The sequence below is a fragment of the Arthrobacter sp. FX8 genome (genome assembly GCF_026723805.1).
Classification (GTDB): Bacteria; Actinomycetota; Actinomycetes; order Actinomycetales; family Micrococcaceae; genus Arthrobacter.
Genome location: NZ_CP113505.1, coordinates 2,424,168 through 2,443,775 on the forward strand (window position 1 = coordinate 2,424,168; position 19,608 = coordinate 2,443,775).

Sequence of the window (19,608 nt, forward strand, 5' to 3'; positions counted from 1 at the left end):
TGAACTAGGCTCCCTTCACGGCGGTGCGTACGAGTACGACCTGGCCGCGGGCGCCGGGAACGGCACCCTTGATAAGGAGCAGCGACTTCTCGACGTCAACCGCGTGGACCGTGAGGTTCAGCGTGGTGTGACGAACGGCGCCCATGCGGCCGGCCATTTTCATGCCCTTGAAGACGCGGCTCGGGGTGGATGCGCCACCGATTGAACCGGGCTTACGGTGGTTCTTGTGGGCACCGTGGGAAGCTCCAACACCGTGGAAGCCGTGACGCTTCATAACACCGGCGAAGCCCTTACCCTTGGTGGTGCCGATGACGTCGATCTTCTGGCCGGCTTCGAAGACCTCTACGGAGAGCTCCTGGCCCAGCTCGTACTCGGCAGCATCTGCGGTACGGAGTTCGACGACGTGGCGGCGAGGCGTGACGCCTGCCTTTTCAAAGTGACCAGCCAGCGGCTTGGTGACCTTGCGGGGATCGATCTGGCCGTAGCCGATCTGAACGGCGACGTAGCCATCGGTCTCAGCGTTGCGCAGCTGGGTGATGACGTTCGAGTCTGCCTGGACCACAGTGACGGGGATGAGCTTGTTGTTCTCGTCCCAGACCTGGGTCATGCCGAGCTTCGTGCCCAACAGGCCCTTTACGTTACGGGTTGCGGTCATAGTTTCTCAGCACCTCCCTACAGCTTGATTTCGATGTTCACGTCAGCCGGCAGGTCGAGACGCATGAGCGAGTCAACAGCCTTCGGCGTGGGATCGATGATGTCGATAAGACGCTTGTGCGTGCGCATTTCAAAGTGCTCGCGGCTGTCCTTGTACTTGTGCGGAGAGCGGATCACGCAGTACACGTTCTTCTCCGTCGGCAGCGGCACGGGGCCGACTACCGTTGCGCCTGCGCGCGTGACCGTCTCAACGATCTTCCGTGCTGAAACGTCAATGACCTCGTGGTCGTATGACTTCAGCCGGATGCGGATTTTTTGTCCCGCCATGTCGCCTGACTCTCTTTCAGTCTGTGCTTCCCCGGTTTAGGGCTGCCCTGTTCACTTACTCGTTGTATGGCTGCCGAAGCATTTGAGGTCGTAACCACCATCCGCCGCACAAACTGAATCCGGATGAATCCGGGTTCCTCACCTTGCCGGCGTAACCGACCCCCGCGGTCGGGCGTGTCGCGCTGGGCGCACATATAAATCCGCAGTTCCATGGGGGTGGGTTATGTTTGGTCTTCAGCTTGGACCCTGCACCCGGCATTATCCGGATCGGGACGCGAAGAAGCGCTTGAACAACTCATCTAGTATGCCGGAAATCCGCGGCAGATGCGAATCGGCTCCGGGTCCGGGCTGGTCACCGGCCATTGCCGCGGACCCGAACGCGCTGGATGATAGGGAGCATGACCCTGGAAGGCACTGAATCGGTGACCGAACTGGCCGGACGCGTTCCGCCGTCGTTCACGCTTGGCGTCGCGGCGGCGGCGTTCCAAATTGAAGGCGCACTCAAGGCCGGGGGCCGTGGGCCATCGGGCTGGGATGCCTTTGCGGAGAAGCCCGGCGCCATCCAGGACGGACACTCCCCCGCCGTGGCCTGCGACCATTACAACAGGTTGCCGGAGGATGTGGCGCTGCTCAAGGAACTGGGCGTTGACTCATACCGGTTCTCGCTGTCCTGGCCACGCATCCAGCCGGATGGCCAGGGCGGCTTCAATCCCGAGGGCCTGGACTTTTACGACCGGCTGATCGACCAACTCCTTGAGGCCGGCATCTCCCCCATGGCAACGCTCTACCACTGGGACACCCCGTTGCCCCTGGAACACCGCGGCGGCTGGCTGAACCGTGACACCGCGGAGCGGTTTGGCGAGTATGCCAGGGCTGCCGGCGAGCGGTTCGGCGACCGTGTGGCGCAGTGGGTCACCCTCAACGAACCGGTCTCGGTCACCCTGAACGGCTATGCCCTTGGAGTGCACGCACCGGGGCGCCGGTTGATGTTTGACGCCCTTCCCGCCATCCATCACCAGCTCCTGGCGCACGGGCTCGGCGTGCAGGCACTGCGGGCCGCCGGCGTGGCGGGCGGCATCGGCCTGACCAACCTGCACTCCCCCGTCAGGCCCGCCACCAGGAAGCTTGGCGACCGGCTGGTGGCCCATCTCTACGACCTGCTCATGAACAGGATCTATGCCGACCCCGTCCTGCTGGGCCAATACCCCTCGCTGCCGCTGTACGCTAAGCCCTGGCTGCGATCAATCGGGAGGATTTCCGATGCGGACCTCCGGACCATCCACCAGCCGCTGGACTTCTACGGACTGAACTACTACTTCCCCGTCAAGGTGGCCCTGGGGCCGGGCATCACTCCCCTGCCTGCGGATATGCACAAGCAACTCGCCAAGCTGCCCTTCCACGAGGTTGGCTACTCCGAGTTCGACAGCACAGGATTCGGCTGGCCTGTGGCACCGGACCATCTGGGAATCCTGCTGCGGGAAATGCGGGACCGGTACGGAGCGGCCCTCCCGCCGGTGTACATCACCGAGGGCGGTGCCAGCTTCCCCGAACCCGACCGTATCGCCGGCACACTGGAAGACACCGACCGCGTGGAGTACCTTGCCGCACATCTGACGGCAGCGCTTGACGCCACCGCCCCCGGCGGCCACGCCGAGGGCGTGGATCTCCGGGGCTACTACGTCTGGACACTGATGGACAACTTTGAGTGGGCGGCCGGCTACTCGCAGCGTTTTGGGCTGGTGCACGTGGACTTCGAGACACTGGAGCGGACGCCCAAGCGGTCCTTCTACTGGTACCAGGCGCTGTCCAGGGCACGGCGCCACCGGCCACATTAGTGGCGCGCCACCAGCACCGTAGCGGCGGCCGCGGGTTCAGCCGTGTCCCAACACCGTGAGGAAGATCAGCACGCAGTTCAAACCCACGATCAGGGTGGCGCTGGTCCACCCGGCGATCTTGAGCGGCTTTGAATCGGCATGGATGCCCATCACCTTGCGGCTGCCGGTGAGCCGGATCAAGGGGATCAGCGCGAACGGGATGCCGAAACTCAGGAGGACCTGGCTCAGGACCAACGCCAGCGTCGGTTCAATCCCTGCGCCCAGGACCGCCAGCGCGGGAATCAGGGTGACGGTCCGCCGGACCAGCAGGGGAATCCGCACCTTGAGGAGGCCGCCCATGATGGTGGCCCCGGCGTAGCATCCCACCGAGGTGGACGCCAGGCCGGAGGCCAGCAGGCCCACAGCGAAAACGACGCCGATCACAGGGCCCAGTGCGGACGTCACGGCAGCGTGCGCGCCGGCTATGGTGTCAGTACCCTCCACGCCGCGAAGGCTGGAGGCAGCCAGCAGCAGCATGGCAATGTTGACGACGCCGGCGAGCAGCAGAGCGCCGGCGACATCCACGCGCGTGGTTCGGATCAGCCGGGTCCTGACCGCCGGATCTTCCGAGAATCCGTGGCGGTCGCGGGCAAGGGCGGAATGCAGGTAGATGGCATGCGGCATAACCGTGGCCCCGAGCATGCTCGCCGCGAGCAGCACGGTGTCGGTTCCCTCGAACCGGGGCACCAGTCCGGCCAGGGCGCCGCCGGCGTCAGGCGGTGCGACGAAGAGGCCCGAAACGAACCCGACAGCAATGACGCCCAGCAGGGTAAGAATGGCAAATTCGAAGGATTTCTGGCTGCGGTGCGACTGGAGCGCCAGCAGCAGCATGGACGCCAGGCCGATAATGACGCCGCCGGTCAGCAGGGGCAGGCCGAACAACAGGTTCAGTGCCACTGCCCCACCGATAACCTCGGCCATGTCAGTGGCCCCGGCAACGATCTCGGCCTGCACCCAATAGGCGCGGCGGCGCCGCGTGCCCAGGCGCTTCCCAAGGATTTCGGGCAGGCTCATGCCGGTGGCGAGCCCCAGCTTGGCTGACTGGTACTGGATCAGTACGGCCATGCCATTGGCTGCAACGAGGACCCAGACCAGGAGGTAGCCGAAGCTGGCGCCGGCGGTCAGGTTGGCGGCGACATTTCCCGGGTCGACGTAGGCAATGGCAGCAACGAATGCCGGCCCGAGCAGGAGCAGGCGGGACCAGATCCTGGGGGTGGCGGATTCCGCCGTCATTGTTGAAACAGCCATTGCGTGTCCTCGTCGTTGCGGGCGTCGATATGACGAGGATACCCCGAATTTAAGTATACCGAAAAGTAGGAGTAAGGAGTACCGGCAGATCGGTGTGCTGCCGCTGTTGCTACTGGTTTTTGTTTGCCCTGTTGATCCGCTTGGCCCGGTCAATCTCGCGCCGGAAGTACTTCCTGGTCCAGAACACCCCGGCTACAACGGCAACCGCGATGATCAGGAAAATAAGCCATCCCATGATGAACTCCTTTCAGTGGTGCAACAGTACCAGTGGCCCCTTAACGAAAAGGACAGCCCCGCTGCTACTGCAGCGGGGCTGTCCTTCAGGTCAGCAAGTACTACTTGATGATCTTGGTAACACGTCCCGAACCAACGGTGCGGCCGCCTTCGCGGATTGCGAAGCCGAGGCCCTCTTCCATAGCGATCGGCTGGATGAGCGCAACGGTCATCTCAGTGTTGTCGCCAGGCATAACCATTTCCGTGCCCTCGGGCAGGGTGATAACGCCGGTTACGTCCGTGGTGCGGAAGTAGAACTGCGGGCGGTAGTTGGAGTAGAACGGGTTGTGACGTCCGCCTTCGTCCTTGGAGAGGATGTAGACGTTGGCCTCGAAGTCGGTGTGCGGGGTGATGGAACCCGGCTTGACGACAACCTGGCCACGCTCGACATCGTCGCGCTTCAGACCGCGGAGCAGGAGGCCACAGTTCTCGCCGGCCCATGCTTCGTCGAGCTGCTTGTGGAACATCTCGATACCGGTAACCGTGGTCTTCTGGACCGGGCGGATGCCGACGATCTCGACCTCGGAGTTGATGGCGAGGGTTCCACGCTCGGCGCGGCCCGTAACAACGGTGCCACGACCGGTGATGGTGAAGACGTCCTCGATCGGCATCAGGAACGGCTTGTCGCGGTCACGTACGGGGTCCGGAACGGACTCGTCGACTGCTGCCATCAGGTCCTCAACGGACTTGACCCACTCGGGGTCGCCTTCCAGGGCCTTCAGGCCGGAAACGCGGACGACGGGAGCTTCGTCACCATCGAAGCCCTGAGAGCTCAGGAGCTCACGAACTTCCATTTCAACGAGGTCCAGCAGTTCCTCATCGTCAACCATGTCGGCCTTGTTCAGGGCGACCAGCAGGTAGGGAACACCAACCTGGCGAGCGAGCAGAACGTGCTCGCGGGTCTGAGCCATCGGGCCGTCGGTAGCGGCAACCACGAGGATTGCGCCGTCCATCTGGGCAGCACCGGTGATCATGTTCTTGATGTAGTCAGCGTGGCCGGGGGCGTCAACGTGTGCGTAGTGACGCTTCTCGGTCTGGTACTCCACGTGGGAGATGTTGATGGTAATACCGCGCTGACGCTCTTCGGGTGCAGAGTCAATCGACGCGAAGTCACGCTTCTCGTTGAGATCCGGGTACTTGTCGTACAGCACCTTGGAAATGGCGGCCGTCAGCGTCGTCTTACCGTGGTCAACGTGACCAATGGTGCCGATGTTGACGTGCGGCTTAGTCCGCTCGAACTTTGCCTTTGCCACAGGTTCCTCCTAGAACGTTTTCAAATAGCTTGCCCTCCAGCCGCGCTTATCGCGGTAGAACTCAGGCAAGTCTACTTGGGGGGCTTTGGATTGGTGAAATTGCAGATTCAGGAACTAATACTAATCCCCTGAGCCTGTTCGTGCAGGGGCCGGACCGGCTTGCCGGATAAATCCGGCCGGCCCGGCCACCTGCACCGGCTGCGCTGTCCGCTGGCGGACTGCCCAACCGAGGTGTTCGCTTTGAAAGTCCGGAAGGACTACTCGCCGCGGGACTTCTGGATGATCTCGTCGGCAACTGCCTTCGGGACCTCGGCGTAGCTGTTGAACGTCATGGAGTACACAGCGCGGCCCTGGGTCTTGGAGCGCAGGTCACCGATGTAGCCGAACATGCCGGACAGCGGAACGTGCGCACGGATGACCTTGACGCCCTGTGCATCTTCCATGGACTGCATCTGGCCACGGCGGGAGTTGAGGTCACCAATAACTTCACCCATGTATTCCTCAGGGGTGCGGACCTCGACATCCATCAGTGGTTCGAGCAGAACCGGGTTCGCCTTGCGTGCAGCTTCCTTGAAAGCCATACGGCCGGCGATCTTGAACGCCATTTCCGAGGAGTCAACATCGTGGTACGCGCCGTCGATCAGCGTGGCCTTGATGCCGACAACCGGGTAGCCGGCCAGGACGCCGTCGTTCAGTGCATCCTGGATGCCCGCGTCAACGGACGGGATGTATTCGCGCGGAACGCGGCCACCGGTGACCTTGTTCTCGAACTCGTACAGCTCGCCTTCGGCGGTGTCCAGCGGCTCGATGGCGATCTGGATCTTTGCGAACTGGCCCGAACCACCGGTCTGCTTCTTGTGCGTGTAGTCGTGGCGTTCGACGGCGCGCTTGATGGTTTCGCGGTAGGCAACCTGGGGCTTGCCCACGTTTGCCTCGACCTTGAATTCGCGGCGCATGCGGTCCACCAGGATGTCCAGGTGGAGCTCGCCCATGCCGGCGATGATGGTCTGGCCGGTGTCTTCGTTGAGGGACACCTGGAAGGTGGGGTCCTCAGCGGAGAGCTTCTGGATGGCCGTGGAGAGCTTCTCCTGGTCACCCTTGGTGTTCGGCTCGATGGCAACCGAGATCACGGGCTCCGGGAAGCTCATGGACTCAAGCACGATCTGGTTGTTGGCATCACACAGGGTGTCACCCGTGGTGGTGTCCTTCAGGCCAATGGCTGCGTAGATGTGGCCGGCGGTAGCGCCCTCAACGGGCATTTCCTTGTTGGCGTGCATCTGGAACAGCTTGCCGATGCGCTCCTTCTTGCCCTTGGTGGAGTTGACCACCTGGGCGCCTGCTTCCACGTGACCGGAGTACACGCGGATGAAGGTGAGCTGGCCGAAGAAGGGGTGCGCAGCAATCTTGAACGCCAGAGCCGAGAAGGGCTCTTCCGAGGAAGGCTTGCGCGTCAGTTCCTTCTCTTCGTCGCGAGGATCGTGGCCGACCATCGGGGGGACGTCGAGCGGGTTCGGCAGGTAGTCCACAACTGCGTCGAGCATGGGCTGAACGCCACGGTTCTTGAAAGCGGAACCGCAGAAGATCGGGTACAGCTCGGAGTTGATGGTCATCTTGCGGATGCCGGCCTTGAGCTCGTCGATCGAGATCTCTTCACCCTCGAGGTACTTGTCCATGAGTTCCTCGGAGGACTCAGCGACAGTCTCAATAAGGGTCGCGCGGTATTCCTCAGCCTTTTCCTGGAGGTCAGCCGGGATCTCGCGGATCTCGTACTTGGCACCCATGGTCACGTCACCCTTGGCATCGCCGGGCCACACCAGGGCGCGCATGTAGAGCAGGTCAACGACGCCGATGAAGTCGTTCTCGGCACCGATGGGCAACTGCATGACCAGCGGCTTGGCACCGAGGCGGCTGATGATGGTGTCTACGGTGAAGTAGAAGTCAGCACCGAGCTTGTCCATCTTGTTGACGAAGCAGATACGCGGAACGTTGTACTTGTCAGCCTGACGCCAAACAGTCTCGGACTGCGGCTCAACGCCTTCCTTGCCATCGAAGACGGCGACTGCACCGTCGAGGACGCGCAGGGAGCGCTCAACCTCAACCGTGAAGTCAACGTGGCCGGGGGTGTCGATGATGTTGATCTGGTTGTTTTCCCAGAAGCAGGTCACGGCGGCAGACGTGATGGTGATGCCGCGTTCCTTTTCCTGTTCCATCCAGTCGGTGGTCGAAGCGCCGTCGTGCGTTTCGCCGATCTTGTGGTTCACACCCGTGTAGAACAGGATGCGCTCGGTGGTGGTGGTCTTGCCGGCATCAATATGGGCCATGATGCCGATGTTGCGGACCTTACTAAGGTCGGTAAGCACGTCCTGTGCCACGGGGTCTCCTTTTGGGATGGACTACGCGTTCGCCGCCGGCTCTGTTGAGCCGGCGGCGTCCGGGGAGTATTACCAGCGGTAGTGTGCGAAGGCCTTGTTGGACTCGGCCATCTTGTGGGTGTCTTCGCGACGCTTCACAGCGGCACCGAGACCGTTGGACGCATCCAGGATTTCGTTCTGGAGACGCTCGGTCATCGTCTTCTCGCGGCGGGCCTTGGAGTAGCCAACCAGCCAGCGCAGGGCGAGTGCGGTGGAGCGGCCGGGCTTGACCTCAACCGGAACCTGGTAGGTGGCGCCACCGACACGGCGGGAGCGGACCTCGAGGGAAGGCTTGACGTTGTCCATGGCCTTCTTCAGGGCTGCAACGGGGTCGCCGCCGGACTTGGCGCGTGCGCCTTCGAGTGCACCGTAGACAATGCGCTCTGCCGTGGACTTCTTGCCGTCAACGAGCACCTTGTTGATGAGCTGGGTTACCAGCGGGGAACCGTATACCGGATCCGAAACGAGCGGCCGCTTGGGGGCCGGACCCTTGCGAGGCATATTACTTCTTCTCCATCTTTGCGCCGTAGCGGCTGCGGGCCTGCTTACGGTTCTTCACACCCTGGGTATCGAGGGCGCCACGGACGATCTTGTAGCGGACACCCGGGAGGTCCTTCACACGACCACCGCGAACGAGCACAATGGAGTGCTCCTGCAGGTTGTGGCCAACACCGGGGATGTACGCGGTAACTTCCACGCCGCCGTTGAGGCGCACACGTGCCACCTTACGCAGAGCCGAGTTCGGCTTCTTCGGGGTGGTGGTGTAGACGCGGGTGCAGACACCGCGGCGCATGGGGCTGCCCTTAAGCGCGGGAGCCTTGGTCTTTGAGACCTTAGGCGTGCGGCCCTTGCGGACCAGCTGGTTAATCGTAGGCACTCTCGTGTTCTCCGTTTTATCCGGAGTGGCTGTTTCCGGCCACTCTCCTGTTGCGTTGCCCCGCCGCCCGGGCCTTGAAGAAGATCTCCAGGGCGGCGAAGGCGAAGCCTTAATAGTCGGATCGCATTCCCGGGGGCGACTGGCGTCGGACAAGTCCCTAGGCATGCAAAAATGTGGCATACGTTGCACAAGAACCCTGCAAACCGGAAACGTCGCTCTGGTCCAGCTTTTCAGCTGGTACCGGCGCTCTCATCCACTGCCACAATAACAATTGGTAACAAGTCTAGCACGGACAGGCTCCATGCCTTAATCGGGGGAAAGCGGATGGTCCCCCACCTTTCGGTGCGGGACCATCCCCTCGTAAGGCTCTACCGGAGTTGGTTACCGGAAGTCGTTGCCCAGGTCGTAGTCATCCAGCGGGATGGCGTGGAACTCGGGGGCTCCGTCACCGCCCAGGGTGTCGTACGAGAAGTCACTGAATGCGCTGGGGCCGGTGAACAGGTTGGCCTTTGCTTCCTCAGTGGGCTCGACGGTGACCTCGGTGTAGCGCGGGAGGCCCGTGCCGGCCGGGATCAGCTTACCGATGATGACGTTTTCCTTCAGGCCCAGCAGCGGATCGCTCTTGCCTTCCATGGCCGCCTGCGTCAGGACGCGGGTGGTCTCCTGGAAGGAAGCTGCGGACAACCAGGACTCGGTGGCCAGCGACGCCTTGGTGATGCCCATGAGCTCGGGACGTCCGGAAGCCGGAGTCTTGCCCTCGGACACGACGCGGCGGTTCGCTTCCTCGAACCGGCTGCGCTCGGCGAGCTCGCCGGGCAGCAGGTCCGATTCGCCGGACTCGATGACCGTGACGCGGCGCAGCATCTGGCGGACGATAACCTCGACGTGCTTGTCGTGGATACCGATGCCCTGGCTGCGGTACACGCCCTGGACTTCGTCCACCAGGAACTTCTGTGCCGCACGCGGACCCATGATGCGCAGGACCTGCTTGGGGTCCACCGGGCCGTTGATCAGCTTCTGTCCGACGGAGACGTGGTCGCCGTCTTCGATCAGCAGGCGTGAACGGCGCAGGACCGGGTAAGCGATCTCTTCCGTTCCGTCATCCGGGGTGATGACCAGGCGCATCTGGCGCTCGGACTCTTCGATGGTGATGCGGCCGGCTGCTTCAGCAATCGGGGCGACACCCTTCGGAGTACGGGCTTCGAAGAGCTCCTGGATACGGGGCAGACCCTGGGTGATGTCGTCGCCGCCGCTGGCGGAAACTGCACCACCGGTGTGGAACGTACGCATGGTCAGCTGGGTACCGGGTTCACCGATGGACTGTGCGGCGATGATGCCCACGGCCTCGCCGATGTCCACGGTCTTGCCGGTGGCAAGCGAACGGCCGTAGCACAGGGCGCAGGTGCCGACGCTGGACTCACAGGTGAGTACGGAGCGGACCTTGACCTCGGTGATGCCTGCCTTGAAGAGCTCGGCGATGACGACGTCGCCACAGTCGGTGCCGGCGGCTGCGAGGACGTTGCCCTCGGAGTCCACGACGTCGACGGCGAGCGTACGTGCGTAGGCGCTGTTCTCGACGTTCTCGTCCAGGACGAGTTCACCGTTGGAGTCGGCGACGGCGATCGGCGTGACCAGGCCACGCTCGGTGCCGCAGTCTTCTTCGCGGACGATGACGTCCTGGGAGACGTCCACCAGACGACGGGTCAGGTAACCCGAGTTGGCGGTACGCAGAGCGGTATCGGCCAGGCCCTTACGGGCGCCGTGGGTGGCGATGAAGTATTCCAGCACCGACAGGCCCTCACGGTAGGAGGACTTGATGGGGCGCGGGATGATCTCACCCTTCGGGTTGGCCACCAGGCCACGGATACCCGCGATCTGGCGGACCTGCATCCAGTTACCACGTGCACCGGAGGACACCATGCGGTTGATGGTGTTCATCGGGGACAGGCTGTCACGCATTGCCTGGGCGATCTCGTTGGTTGCCTTGTTCCAGATCTCGATCAGTTCCTGGCGGCGCTCGTCGTCGTCGATCAGGCCCTTGTCGTACTGGCCCTGGATCTTGGCGGCCCGCTCTTCGTACCCGGCAAGGATTTCCGGCTTGGCGGCCGGGACCTCGATGTCGGAGATGGCGACGGTGACGCCCGAACGGGTGGCCCAGTAGAAACCGGCATCCTTCAGGTTGTCCAGCGTTGCTGCGGTGACGACCTTCGGGTAGCGCTCGGCAAGGTCGTTGACGATGCGGGAAAGTTCGCCCTTGTCGGCAACAGCCTCAACCCAGGGGTAGTCCTCGGGCAGGGTCTCGTTGAAGAGGACCTGGCCCAGGGAGGTCTGGACGAGTGCGGGCTGACCCGGCTCCCAGCCTTCCGGAGCTTCCCAGCCGGCGTAGGGCACGAAGCCTTCGAGGCGGATCTTGACCTGCGAGTTCAGGTGCAGCTCGCGGGCATCGAACGCCATGATGGCTTCCGAAACCGAACCGAAGATGCGGCCTTCGCCGGCTGAACCGACACGCTTTGTGGTCAGGTGGTAAAGGCCGATGATCATATCCTGCGAAGGCAGGGTGACCGGGCGTCCGTCGGAGGGCTTCAGGATGTTGTTCGAGGACAGCATCAGGATGCGGGCCTCAGCCTGCGCCTCGGGGCTCAGCGGCAGGTGCACTGCCATCTGGTCGCCGTCGAAGTCGGCGTTGAACGCGCCACAAACCAGCGGGTGCAGCTGGATTGCCTTGCCTTCAACAAGCTGCGGCTCGAACGCCTGGATGCCCAGGCGGTGCAGTGTAGGTGCACGGTTGAGCAGCACCGGGTGTTCGGTGATGATCTCTTCGAGCACGTCCCAGACCTGCGGGCGGTAGCGCTCCACCATCCGCTTGGCCGACTTGATGTTCTGGGCGTGGTTGAGGTCAACCAGGCGCTTCATCACGAACGGCTTGAAGAGCTCCAGGGCCATCTGCTTGGGCAGGCCGCACTGGTGCAGCTTCAGCTGCGGGCCGACGACGATGACCGAACGGCCGGAGTAGTCGACGCGCTTGCCGAGGAGGTTCTGGCGGAAACGGCCCTGCTTGCCCTTGAGCATGTCGCTCAGGGACTTCAGCGGACGGTTGCCCGGTCCGGTGACCGGACGGCCGCGGCGGCCGTTGTCGAAGAGGCTGTCAACAGCTTCCTGAAGCATGCGCTTCTCGTTGTTGACGATGATCTCCGGAGCACCCAGGTCAAGCAGGCGCTTGAGGCGGTTGTTGCGGTTGATCACGCGGCGGTAGAGGTCGTTGAGGTCGGAGGTCGCGAAGCGGCCACCGTCCAGCTGGACCATGGGGCGCAGTTCCGGCGGGATCACCGGGACGGCGTCGAGGACCATGCCAAGCGGGCTGTTGTTGGTGGTCAGGAACGCGTTGACCACCTTCAGGCGCTTGAGGGCGCGGGTCTTGCGCTGGCCCTTGCCGTTGGCGATGACGTCGCGCAGCAGGTCGGACTCGGCCTGCATGTCGAAGTTCTCAAGGCGCTTCTTGATGGCTTCGGCACCCATGGAGCCCTCGAAGTACATGCCGTAGCGGTCGCGCAGTTCGCGGTACAGGCCTTCGTCACCTTCGAGGTCGGCGACCTTCAGGTTCTTGAAGCGGTCCCAGACCTGCTCGAGGCGCTCGATGTCGGCGTCGGCACGCTTGCGCACGTTGGCCATCTGGCGGTCGGCGGAGTCGCGGGCCTTCTTCTTGTCGGCAGCCTTGGCGCCTTCGCCTTCGAGGCGTGCGATTTCGCCTTCGAGGTCGCGGGCGATCGCGGCGATGTCGGCATCGCGGTTGTCGATCAGCTGCTTCTTCTCGATGTCGTGCTCAACCTGCAGGTTGGGCAGTTCCTCGTGGCGGGCAGCTTCGTCGACGCTGGTGATCATGTAGGCGGCGAAGTAGATGACCTTTTCGAGGTCCTTCGGGGCCAGGTCAAGCAGGTAGCCCAGGCGGGACGGAACACCCTTGAAGTACCAGATGTGCGTGACGGGGGCGGCCAGTTCGATGTGGCCCATGCGCTCACGGCGGACCTTGGCGCGGGTGACTTCAACGCCACAGCGCTCACAGATGATGCCCTTGAAGCGCACGCGCTTGTACTTGCCGCAGTAGCATTCCCAGTCCCGGGACGGGCCGAAGATCTTCTCGCAGAAGAGGCCGTCCTTCTCGGGCTTGAGCGTGCGGTAGTTGATGGTTTCCGGCTTCTTAACCTCGCCGTACGACCAGCCGCGGATGTCTTCCGCGGTGGCGAGGCCGATCTGCATGAGGCCGAAGGAGGATTCGCTGGACATATGGTCCCTGTTCTCTCTTGTTCTCTAAATTCTGAAGTCTTGGTGCGGGATGAGGGAGGGGGCGTACGACGGCGGGTGGTCACCCGCCGTCGCAAACCTCCTGCTAGACCTCTTCTACGGAGCTGGGCTCTGCGCGAGACAGATCGATGCCCAGTTCCTCCGCAGCCGTGAAGACTGCGTCATCAGAGTCACGCATTTCAATTGTGGTTCCGTCCGTGGAAAGGACTTCCACGTTCAGGCACAGCGACTGCATTTCCTTGATCAAGACCTTGAAGGACTCGGGAACGCCCGGCTCGGGGATGTTCTCGCCCTTGACGATCGCTTCGTAGACCTTCACACGACCGTGGATGTCATCCGACTTGATCGTGAGGAGTTCCTGGAGCGTGTAGGCGGCGCCGTAAGCTTCGAGCGCCCACACTTCCATTTCACCGAAGCGCTGGCCACCGAACTGTGCCTTACCACCCAGCGGCTGCTGCGTGATCATGGAGTACGGGCCGGTGGAGCGTGCGTGGATCTTGTCGTCCACCAGGTGGTGGAGCTTCAGGATGTACATGTAGCCGACCGAGATCGGATCCGGGAACGGCTCGCCGGAGCGGCCGTCAAACAGGCGGGTCTTGCCGGAGGAGTTGATCAGGCGCTCACCATCGCGGGTCACGTTGGTGGAATCCAGCAGGCCCGTGATTTCCTCTTCGCGGGCACCGTCGAACACCGGCGTTGCAACAGTGGTGGGACCACTCTCGCGCGGCAGGTTCGGCAGCTGCTTGACCCACTCCGGCTCGCCTTCGATCTTCCAACCGGTCTTGGCAACCCAGCCAAGGTGGGTTTCGAGCACCTGCCCCACGTTCATACGGCCCGGAACACCCAGCGGGTTCAGGACGATGTCAACGGGGGTGCCGTCTGCAAGGAAGGGCATGTCCTCAACGGGGAGGATCTTGGAGATAACACCCTTGTTGCCGTGGCGGCCGGCGAGCTTGTCGCCGTCGGTGATCTTGCGCTTGGCGGCCACGTAGACGCGGACCAGCTGGTTCACGCCCGGGGGCAGCTCGTCGTCGTTGTCGCGGTCGAAGACGCGGACGCCGATGACGGTGCCGGACTCGCCGTGGGGCACCTTCAGGGAGGTGTCGCGGACTTCGCGGGACTTCTCACCGAAGATGGCGCGCAGCAGGCGCTCTTCCGGGGTCAGTTCGGTTTCACCCTTCGGGGTGACCTTTCCAACCAGGATGTCCCCTGCTTCAACCTCGGCACCGATGTGGATGATGCCGCGCTCGTCCAGGCCTGCAAGGACTTCCTCGGACACGTTGGGGATGTCACGGGTGATCTCCTCGGCACCAAGCTTGGTGTCGCGGGCATCGATCTCGTGCTCCTCGATGTGGATGGAGGAAAGGACGTCCTCGGCAACGATGCGCTGCGAGAGGATGATGGCGTCTTCGAAGTTGTGGCCTTCCCATGACATGAATGCCACGAGCAGGTTCTTGCCCAGTGCGAGTTCGCCCTGGTCCGTTGCCGGGCCGTCGGCGATGATGCCGCCAACTTCCAGGCGCTGGCCTTCGTTCACCAGGACGCGGTGGTTGTAGCAGTTGCCCTGGTTGGAGCGGGCGAACTTGTTGATGCGGTAGTTGGTCTCGGTGCCGTCGTCGTTGAGCATGATGACGAGCTCGGCGGAAACCTCGGTGACCACACCGGCCTTCTTGGCGATGACAACGTCACCGGCGTCGACGGCGGCAGCGCGCTCCATGCCGGTGCCCACGAACGGGGCCTCGGAACGGACCAGCGGCACAGCCTGGCGCTGCATGTTGGCACCCATGAGTGCGCGGTTGGCGTCGTCGTGCTCCAGGAACGGGATCAGGGCGGTAGCCACGGACACCATCTGGCGCGGGGAGACGTCCATGAACTCAACGTCCGCGGCCGGAACCAGGACGGGCTCGCCCCCACCACCACGGGCACGGACCAGCACGGTGTCTTCAGCGAACTTGTTGTTCTCGTCCAGCGGCGCGTTGGCCTGGGCGATCAGGACCTCGGCCTCGTCGTCGGCTGTCAGGTACTGGACGTCGTCGGACACGACGCCGTCCTTGACCAGGCGGTACGGGGTTTCGATGAACCCGAACGGGTTGATGCGTCCGTAGGATGCCAGCGAACCGATCAGGCCGATGTTGGGGCCTTCAGGGGTTTCGATGGGGCACATACGTCCGTAGTGGGACGGGTGCACGTCACGGACTTCCATGCCGGCGCGGTCACGGGACAGACCACCGGGGCCAAGGGCCGACAGGCGGCGCTTGTGGGTCAGGCCCGAGAGCGGGTTGTTCTGGTCCATGAACTGCGACAGCTGGGAGGTCCCGAAGAACTCCTTGATGGCTGCGACCACGGGGCGGATGTTGATCAGGGTCTGCGGCGTGATGGCCTCGACGTCCTGGGTGGTCATACGCTCGCGGACAACGCGCTCCATGCGGGACAGGCCCGTGCGGACCTGGTTCTCGATGAGCTCGCCGACGGCGCGGATGCGGCGGTTGCCGAAGTGGTCGATGTCGTCGATTTCGACGCGCAGGTCCACTTCCTGGCCATCGCGGGTGCCCTTGATGGTCTTCTCGCCGGCGTGCAGCGCGACGAGGAACTTGATCATGGCAACGATGTCTTCAACGTGCAGGACAGAAGCTTCCTTGTCGCCAAGGGAGCGGTCGATGCCCAGCTTGCGGTTGATCTTGTAGCGGCCAACCTTGGCCAGATCGTAGCGCTTGGAGTTGAAGTACAGGTTGTCCAGCAGGGACTGGGCAGCCTCGACGGTGGGCGGCTCGCCCGGACGCAGCTTGCGGTAGATGTCCAGCAGGGCGTCTTCGCGGGTCTCGGTGGCGTCCTTCTCCAGGGTTGCCCGCATGGAGTCGTACTGGCCGAACTCTTCGAGGATCTGGCCTTCGGTCCAGCCAAGGGCCTTCAGCAGGACGGTGACGGACTGCTTGCGCTTGCGGTCGAGGCGGACACCGACCTGGTCGCGCTTGTCGATCTCGAGCTCAAACCAGGCACCGCGGGACGGGATGATCTTCGCGGTGAAGATGTCCTTGTCGCTGGTCTTGTCAGCGGCGCGCTCGAAGTAGGCGCCCGGGGAACGGACCAGCTGGGAGACGACGACACGCTCGGTGCCGTTGACGACAAAGGTGCCCTTCTCGGTCATCAGCGGGAAGTCACCCATGAACACGGTCTGCTGCTTGATTTCGCCCGTGTTGTTGTTCATGAACTCGGCCTTGACGTACAGCGGAGCCGAGTACGTTGCGTCCCGGTCCTTGCATTCGGCCATGGTGTACTTGGGGTCAGCGAACTCCGGATCGGAGAAGCTCAGGGACATAGTGCCCTGGAAATCCTCGATCGGGGAGATCTCTTCGAAGATGTCCGACAGGCCGGACGTGGTGGCGACGCTGAGATCGTTTTCTTCGACAGCCTTTGCCACGCGTGCCTGCCAGCGCTCATTGCCGACCAGCCAGTCAAAGCTGTCCGTCTGCAGGGCAAGCAGATTCGGAACGTCAAGAGGTTCGTGAATCTTTGCGAATGAGAGCCGGCGAGTGGCACCATCAGTGCTGTCGGCAGTGTTAGCGGTTTCGTTATTAGAGGTGCTCGAGGCGACCAAGAGGGATCCTTCCACAGACCTTCAGGCGTTTTCAGATCTCCCCCGCTGTGCACCCTGCGGAGTGACTCCGCAGCGCTACCATCCGGTTCCGCTATATGACCCGGGACCTGATACTGACTATGCTGTGACCGTTGTTACGGCACGTTGATTGCCAGCTGCCAGGCAAAGCCCACCGCTATATGAAGGCTGAAGGTAAACAGGGAAGACGCAAATATCTACGATACGGCAAAATAACCTACGTGTCTACCCCACATCCGGCCGGATTGCAAGCACCTGATTTTTGGGGACCCCTAGGGCGCCGCCCGGATGCTAGAGCCTGAGCGTGACTCCCGCCGCCGTGCAAGCCGCGGAGTTGGCGAAGACGGCGTCCCGCACCGCGTCCTGGGACTCCGGCGCCGGCTTGGCTCCGGCCTCCGCCGCGGATGAGTGGTCGATGGCCAGCAGGCTCAGGGAGGCAAACAGTCCCTGCAGATCCCCGGAGACAGTGTCCTTGGCGTCCTGGGCCTTCAGGTACACGTCCTCATAGCCCTTGGAGTCAGTGGGTGCAACAGCGGAGTAATCCGCCACCAGCCTGTTGAAGAGCTCGCAGGCTTCCCGGGTTCCGCCCGCCCTGGCACCCTGGCTTGCCGTGCCGCCGGTGGCCAGGGGGCTGCTGGCGGCCGCATCCCGGGTCTGCTCCGGCGATGCGGTCGACTGGACCGATTCCGCCGGCGCCGGGGTGGACACCGAGCAGGCTGCCATCGTTCCGCCCACCAGCAAGGCCGTGGCGGCGGTGGCTGCGGCGATAGTTGTCGTCTTCACTGTGTCGCTCCGTCCGTCCCGGCTCCGGACCATCTGTCCCCCTGCAAAGCATGTGCCCCTGCAAAGCCTCGCCGTCCACCCTACGCAAGAGGCCGCCGTCGTGCACAACGCTGCCGATGGGTACCTCTCCCCTGCCGCGTGTGGAACGAACTGATTCAGGAATGCACATAGGGGTTCCAGCGTTTGAATAGTTAGGTGACCAGGGTCACGATAGCCTTGGTGGCTTACACCGGAACCGGACTGAAAGTGAAAACCATGGGCAACTCTCCCGACAACAGTGACGTTGTCATCCTCGGGGCAGCACGGACTCCGCAGGGCCGGATCAACGGCCAGCTCTCGAGTCTCACCGCCGTGGACCTTGGCGCCCACGCCATCAAAGCCGCACTGGAATCCAGCGGCGTCGGCACCGGCGACGTGGAGGCCGTGATCATGGGCCAAGTGCTTCAGGCCGGTGCGGGGCAGAATCCAGCGCGGCAGAGCGCCGTCGGCGCCGGCATCGGCTGGAACGTCCCCGCGGTCACAGTCAATAAGGTGTGTCTTTCAGGCCTGACGGCGGTGATCGACGCCGCCCGGATGATCCGTGCCGGCGAGGCCGCGGTGGTGGTGGCCGGCGGCCAGGAGTCGATGAGCCGCGCGCCGCACCTGCTCCCGGGGTCCCGCCAGGGATGGACGTACGGCTCCATCCAGGCGCTGGACGCTGCCGCCCATGACGGCTTGACCGATGCCTTCGACGGCCAGTCCATGGGCCTGTCCACGGAAACACGGAACCTCACGCTGGGCATTGACCGCACGTCGCAGGACAACGTTGCCGCCCAGTCCCACCAGCGCGCGGCGCTGGCGGCAAAGAACGGAACGTTCGACGGCGAGATCGCACCCATCAGCGTGAAGCAGCGCAAGGGCGAGCCCCTGGTGGTGGATTCCGACGAGGGCGTCCGCCCCAACACCTCGGTGGAGTCGCTGGCAGGCCTGCGCGCAGCGTTCGTCACCGATGGCACCATCACCGCCGGTAACTCCTCTCCCCTGTCCGACGGCGCCGCCGCCCTGGTGCTCGCATCCCGAGGCTACGCGGAGGAGAACGGGCTGGAGTACCTGGCCGTGGTGGGAAAGCCGGGACAGGTGGCCGGCCCTGACAACTCCCTGCATTCCCAGCCGTCAAACGCCATCATGAACGCCTTGGGCAAGGCCGGGTGGAGCACTGCGGACCTTGACTTCATCGAGATCAACGAGGCCTTCGGATCCGTGGCGGTACAGTCCCTGAAGGACCTGGACTACCCCCTGGAAAAGTGCAACATACACGGCGGTGCCATCGCGCTGGGACATCCGATCGGGGCCTCGGGCGCACGGCTGGCGGCCCATGCGGCCCATGAGCTGAAACGGCGCGGAACGGGCAAAGCCGCCGTGTCCCTCTGCGGCGGGGGCGGGCAGGGCGAGGCCCTCCTGCTGTACCGCGACTGATGGCGGGCGCATCCGGAAACGGAACGGACGGCGTCGGACGGGAACGCTTCCTGGCCGACGCCGCGGCCCGCGGCCTGCAGGTTGACGTGGTGCAGCGCCCGGCAGCAAAGAGCCTCGAAGAGGCCGCCGGCATCCTGGGCATCAGCCCGTCCGACATCGTCAAATCCCTGGTGGTCAAGCACAAGGACGGCACCTTTTTGTTCGCCCTGGTCCCGGGCGACCGGCAGATCTCCTGGCCCAAGCTCCGCGCCCTGGTAGGCGTCAACAAGCTGTCCCTCCCGCCCGCCGCTGCCGCGCTGGAGGCAACCGGCTATGAGCGGGGCACGATCACTCCGCTGGGGAGCACCACCGCGTGGCCGGTCTATGCCGACGCCACGATCACTGGGCGACGGATCTCCATGGGGGCCGGCGCCCATGGCTACAGTGCGTTCGTTGACGCCGATGCCCTGACCGCAGCCCTGGACGCGGTTGTGGCGGATATCAGCGACCCCGCGTAACGCGGGAGACCCGTTTAAGGCAGAAAACCCCGCCCACCGGAGTG

At 63.6% G+C, this 19,608-nt stretch carries 14 protein-coding genes; 3 read left to right on the forward strand and 11 right to left on the reverse strand.

The annotated features are described in order from the left end of the window. Positions 1-4 precede the first annotated feature (4 nt). Both rplC and rpsJ read right to left on the reverse strand, forming a co-directional pair. Complete coding sequence (gene rplC, locus OUO20_RS11155) at positions 5-655, reverse strand: 50S ribosomal protein L3 (protein ID WP_018769133.1); 651 nt, start codon at positions 653-655, stop codon at positions 5-7. A gap of 17 nt (positions 656-672) precedes the next feature. Beyond that, entirely contained in the window at positions 673-981 is a 309-nt protein-coding gene (rpsJ, locus tag OUO20_RS11160) for a 30S ribosomal protein S10 (protein WP_003803825.1), read from the reverse strand. 398 nt (positions 982-1,379) lie between these two features. Here rpsJ and OUO20_RS11165 point away from each other — a divergent pair, with 398 nt between their 5' ends. After that, positions 1,380-2,816, forward strand: a complete 1,437-nt coding sequence (locus OUO20_RS11165) for a GH1 family beta-glucosidase (RefSeq protein WP_018769132.1) — start codon at positions 1,380-1,382, stop codon at positions 2,814-2,816. A gap of 36 nt (positions 2,817-2,852) precedes the next feature. On the opposite strand, the gene OUO20_RS11170 is transcribed toward OUO20_RS11165, so the two are convergent. The 9 genes from OUO20_RS11170 to OUO20_RS11210 form a co-directional block, all read right to left on the reverse strand. Further along, on the reverse strand, positions 2,853-4,103 hold the full coding sequence (locus OUO20_RS11170) for an Nramp family divalent metal transporter (RefSeq protein ID WP_026265740.1): 1,251 nt from the start codon (positions 4,101-4,103) through the stop codon (positions 2,853-2,855). Positions 4,104-4,212: 109 nt separating this feature from the next. Next, a complete protein-coding gene (locus tag OUO20_RS11175; protein ID WP_018769130.1) occupies positions 4,213-4,338 on the reverse strand; it encodes a hypothetical protein in 126 nt (41 codons plus the stop codon). 100 nt (positions 4,339-4,438) lie between these two features. Further along, positions 4,439-5,629 (reverse strand): elongation factor Tu, encoded by a 1,191-nt coding sequence (tuf, locus tag OUO20_RS11180; protein WP_056334246.1) that lies wholly within the window; start codon positions 5,627-5,629, stop codon positions 4,439-4,441. Positions 5,630-5,886: 257 nt separating this feature from the next. Beyond that, positions 5,887-8,001, reverse strand: a complete 2,115-nt coding sequence (gene fusA / locus OUO20_RS11185; protein WP_144600747.1) for an elongation factor G — start codon at positions 7,999-8,001, stop codon at positions 5,887-5,889. A gap of 69 nt (positions 8,002-8,070) precedes the next feature. Continuing rightward, on the reverse strand, positions 8,071-8,541 hold the full coding sequence (gene rpsG, locus OUO20_RS11190) for a 30S ribosomal protein S7 (protein WP_003803829.1): 471 nt from the start codon (positions 8,539-8,541) through the stop codon (positions 8,071-8,073). Position 8,542: 1 nt separating this feature from the next. Beyond that, positions 8,543-8,917, reverse strand: a complete 375-nt coding sequence (rpsL, locus tag OUO20_RS11195; RefSeq protein ID WP_009358312.1) for a 30S ribosomal protein S12 — start codon at positions 8,915-8,917, stop codon at positions 8,543-8,545. A gap of 381 nt (positions 8,918-9,298) precedes the next feature. Continuing rightward, positions 9,299-13,198, reverse strand: coding sequence for a DNA-directed RNA polymerase subunit beta' (locus tag OUO20_RS11200; RefSeq protein WP_018769128.1), 3,900 nt, complete (start codon positions 13,196-13,198; stop codon positions 9,299-9,301). A 103-nt stretch (positions 13,199-13,301) separates the two neighbouring features. Then, entirely contained in the window at positions 13,302-16,811 is a 3,510-nt protein-coding gene (rpoB, locus tag OUO20_RS11205) for a DNA-directed RNA polymerase subunit beta (RefSeq protein WP_018769127.1), read from the reverse strand. Between the two features lie 309 nt (positions 16,812-17,120). Continuing rightward, positions 17,121-17,612, reverse strand: coding sequence for a hypothetical protein (locus OUO20_RS11210; RefSeq protein ID WP_268001739.1), 492 nt, complete (start codon positions 17,610-17,612; stop codon positions 17,121-17,123). Positions 17,613-17,867: 255 nt separating this feature from the next. Between OUO20_RS11210 and OUO20_RS11215 the strand changes: the two genes are divergently transcribed. Both OUO20_RS11215 and OUO20_RS11220 read left to right on the forward strand, forming a co-directional pair. Beyond that, positions 17,868-19,067, forward strand: coding sequence for an acetyl-CoA C-acetyltransferase (locus OUO20_RS11215; protein WP_026265738.1), 1,200 nt, complete (start codon positions 17,868-17,870; stop codon positions 19,065-19,067). Continuing rightward, positions 19,067-19,564, forward strand: a complete 498-nt coding sequence (locus OUO20_RS11220; RefSeq protein WP_056388921.1) for an aminoacyl-tRNA deacylase — start codon at positions 19,067-19,069, stop codon at positions 19,562-19,564. The genes OUO20_RS11215 and OUO20_RS11220 overlap by 1 nt, the downstream gene beginning before the upstream one ends. The last annotated feature ends 44 nt before the right edge of the window (positions 19,565-19,608 follow it).

Bases quoted from the DNA above. Each gene is read 5' to 3' on its own strand.
- rplC (WP_018769133.1), bottom strand. From the start codon at position 655: ATGACCGCAACCCGTAACGTAAAGGGCCTGTTGGGCACGAAGCTCGGC.
- rpsJ (WP_003803825.1), bottom strand. From the start codon at position 981: ATGGCGGGACAAAAAATCCGCATCCGGCTGAAGTCATACGACCACGAG.
- OUO20_RS11165 (WP_018769132.1), top strand. From the start codon at position 1,380: ATGACCCTGGAAGGCACTGAATCGGTGACCGAACTGGCCGGACGCGTT.
- OUO20_RS11170 (WP_026265740.1), bottom strand. From the start codon at position 4,103: ATGGCTGTTTCAACAATGACGGCGGAATCCGCCACCCCCAGGATCTGG.
- OUO20_RS11175 (WP_018769130.1), bottom strand. From the start codon at position 4,338: ATGGGATGGCTTATTTTCCTGATCATCGCGGTTGCCGTTGTAGCCGGG.
- rpsG (WP_003803829.1), bottom strand. From the start codon at position 8,541: ATGCCTCGCAAGGGTCCGGCCCCCAAGCGGCCGCTCGTTTCGGATCCG.
- OUO20_RS11200 (WP_018769128.1), bottom strand. From the start codon at position 13,198: ATGTCCAGCGAATCCTCCTTCGGCCTCATGCAGATCGGCCTCGCCACC.
- OUO20_RS11215 (WP_026265738.1), top strand. From the start codon at position 17,868: ATGGGCAACTCTCCCGACAACAGTGACGTTGTCATCCTCGGGGCAGCA.
- OUO20_RS11220 (WP_056388921.1), top strand. From the start codon at position 19,067: ATGGCGGGCGCATCCGGAAACGGAACGGACGGCGTCGGACGGGAACGC.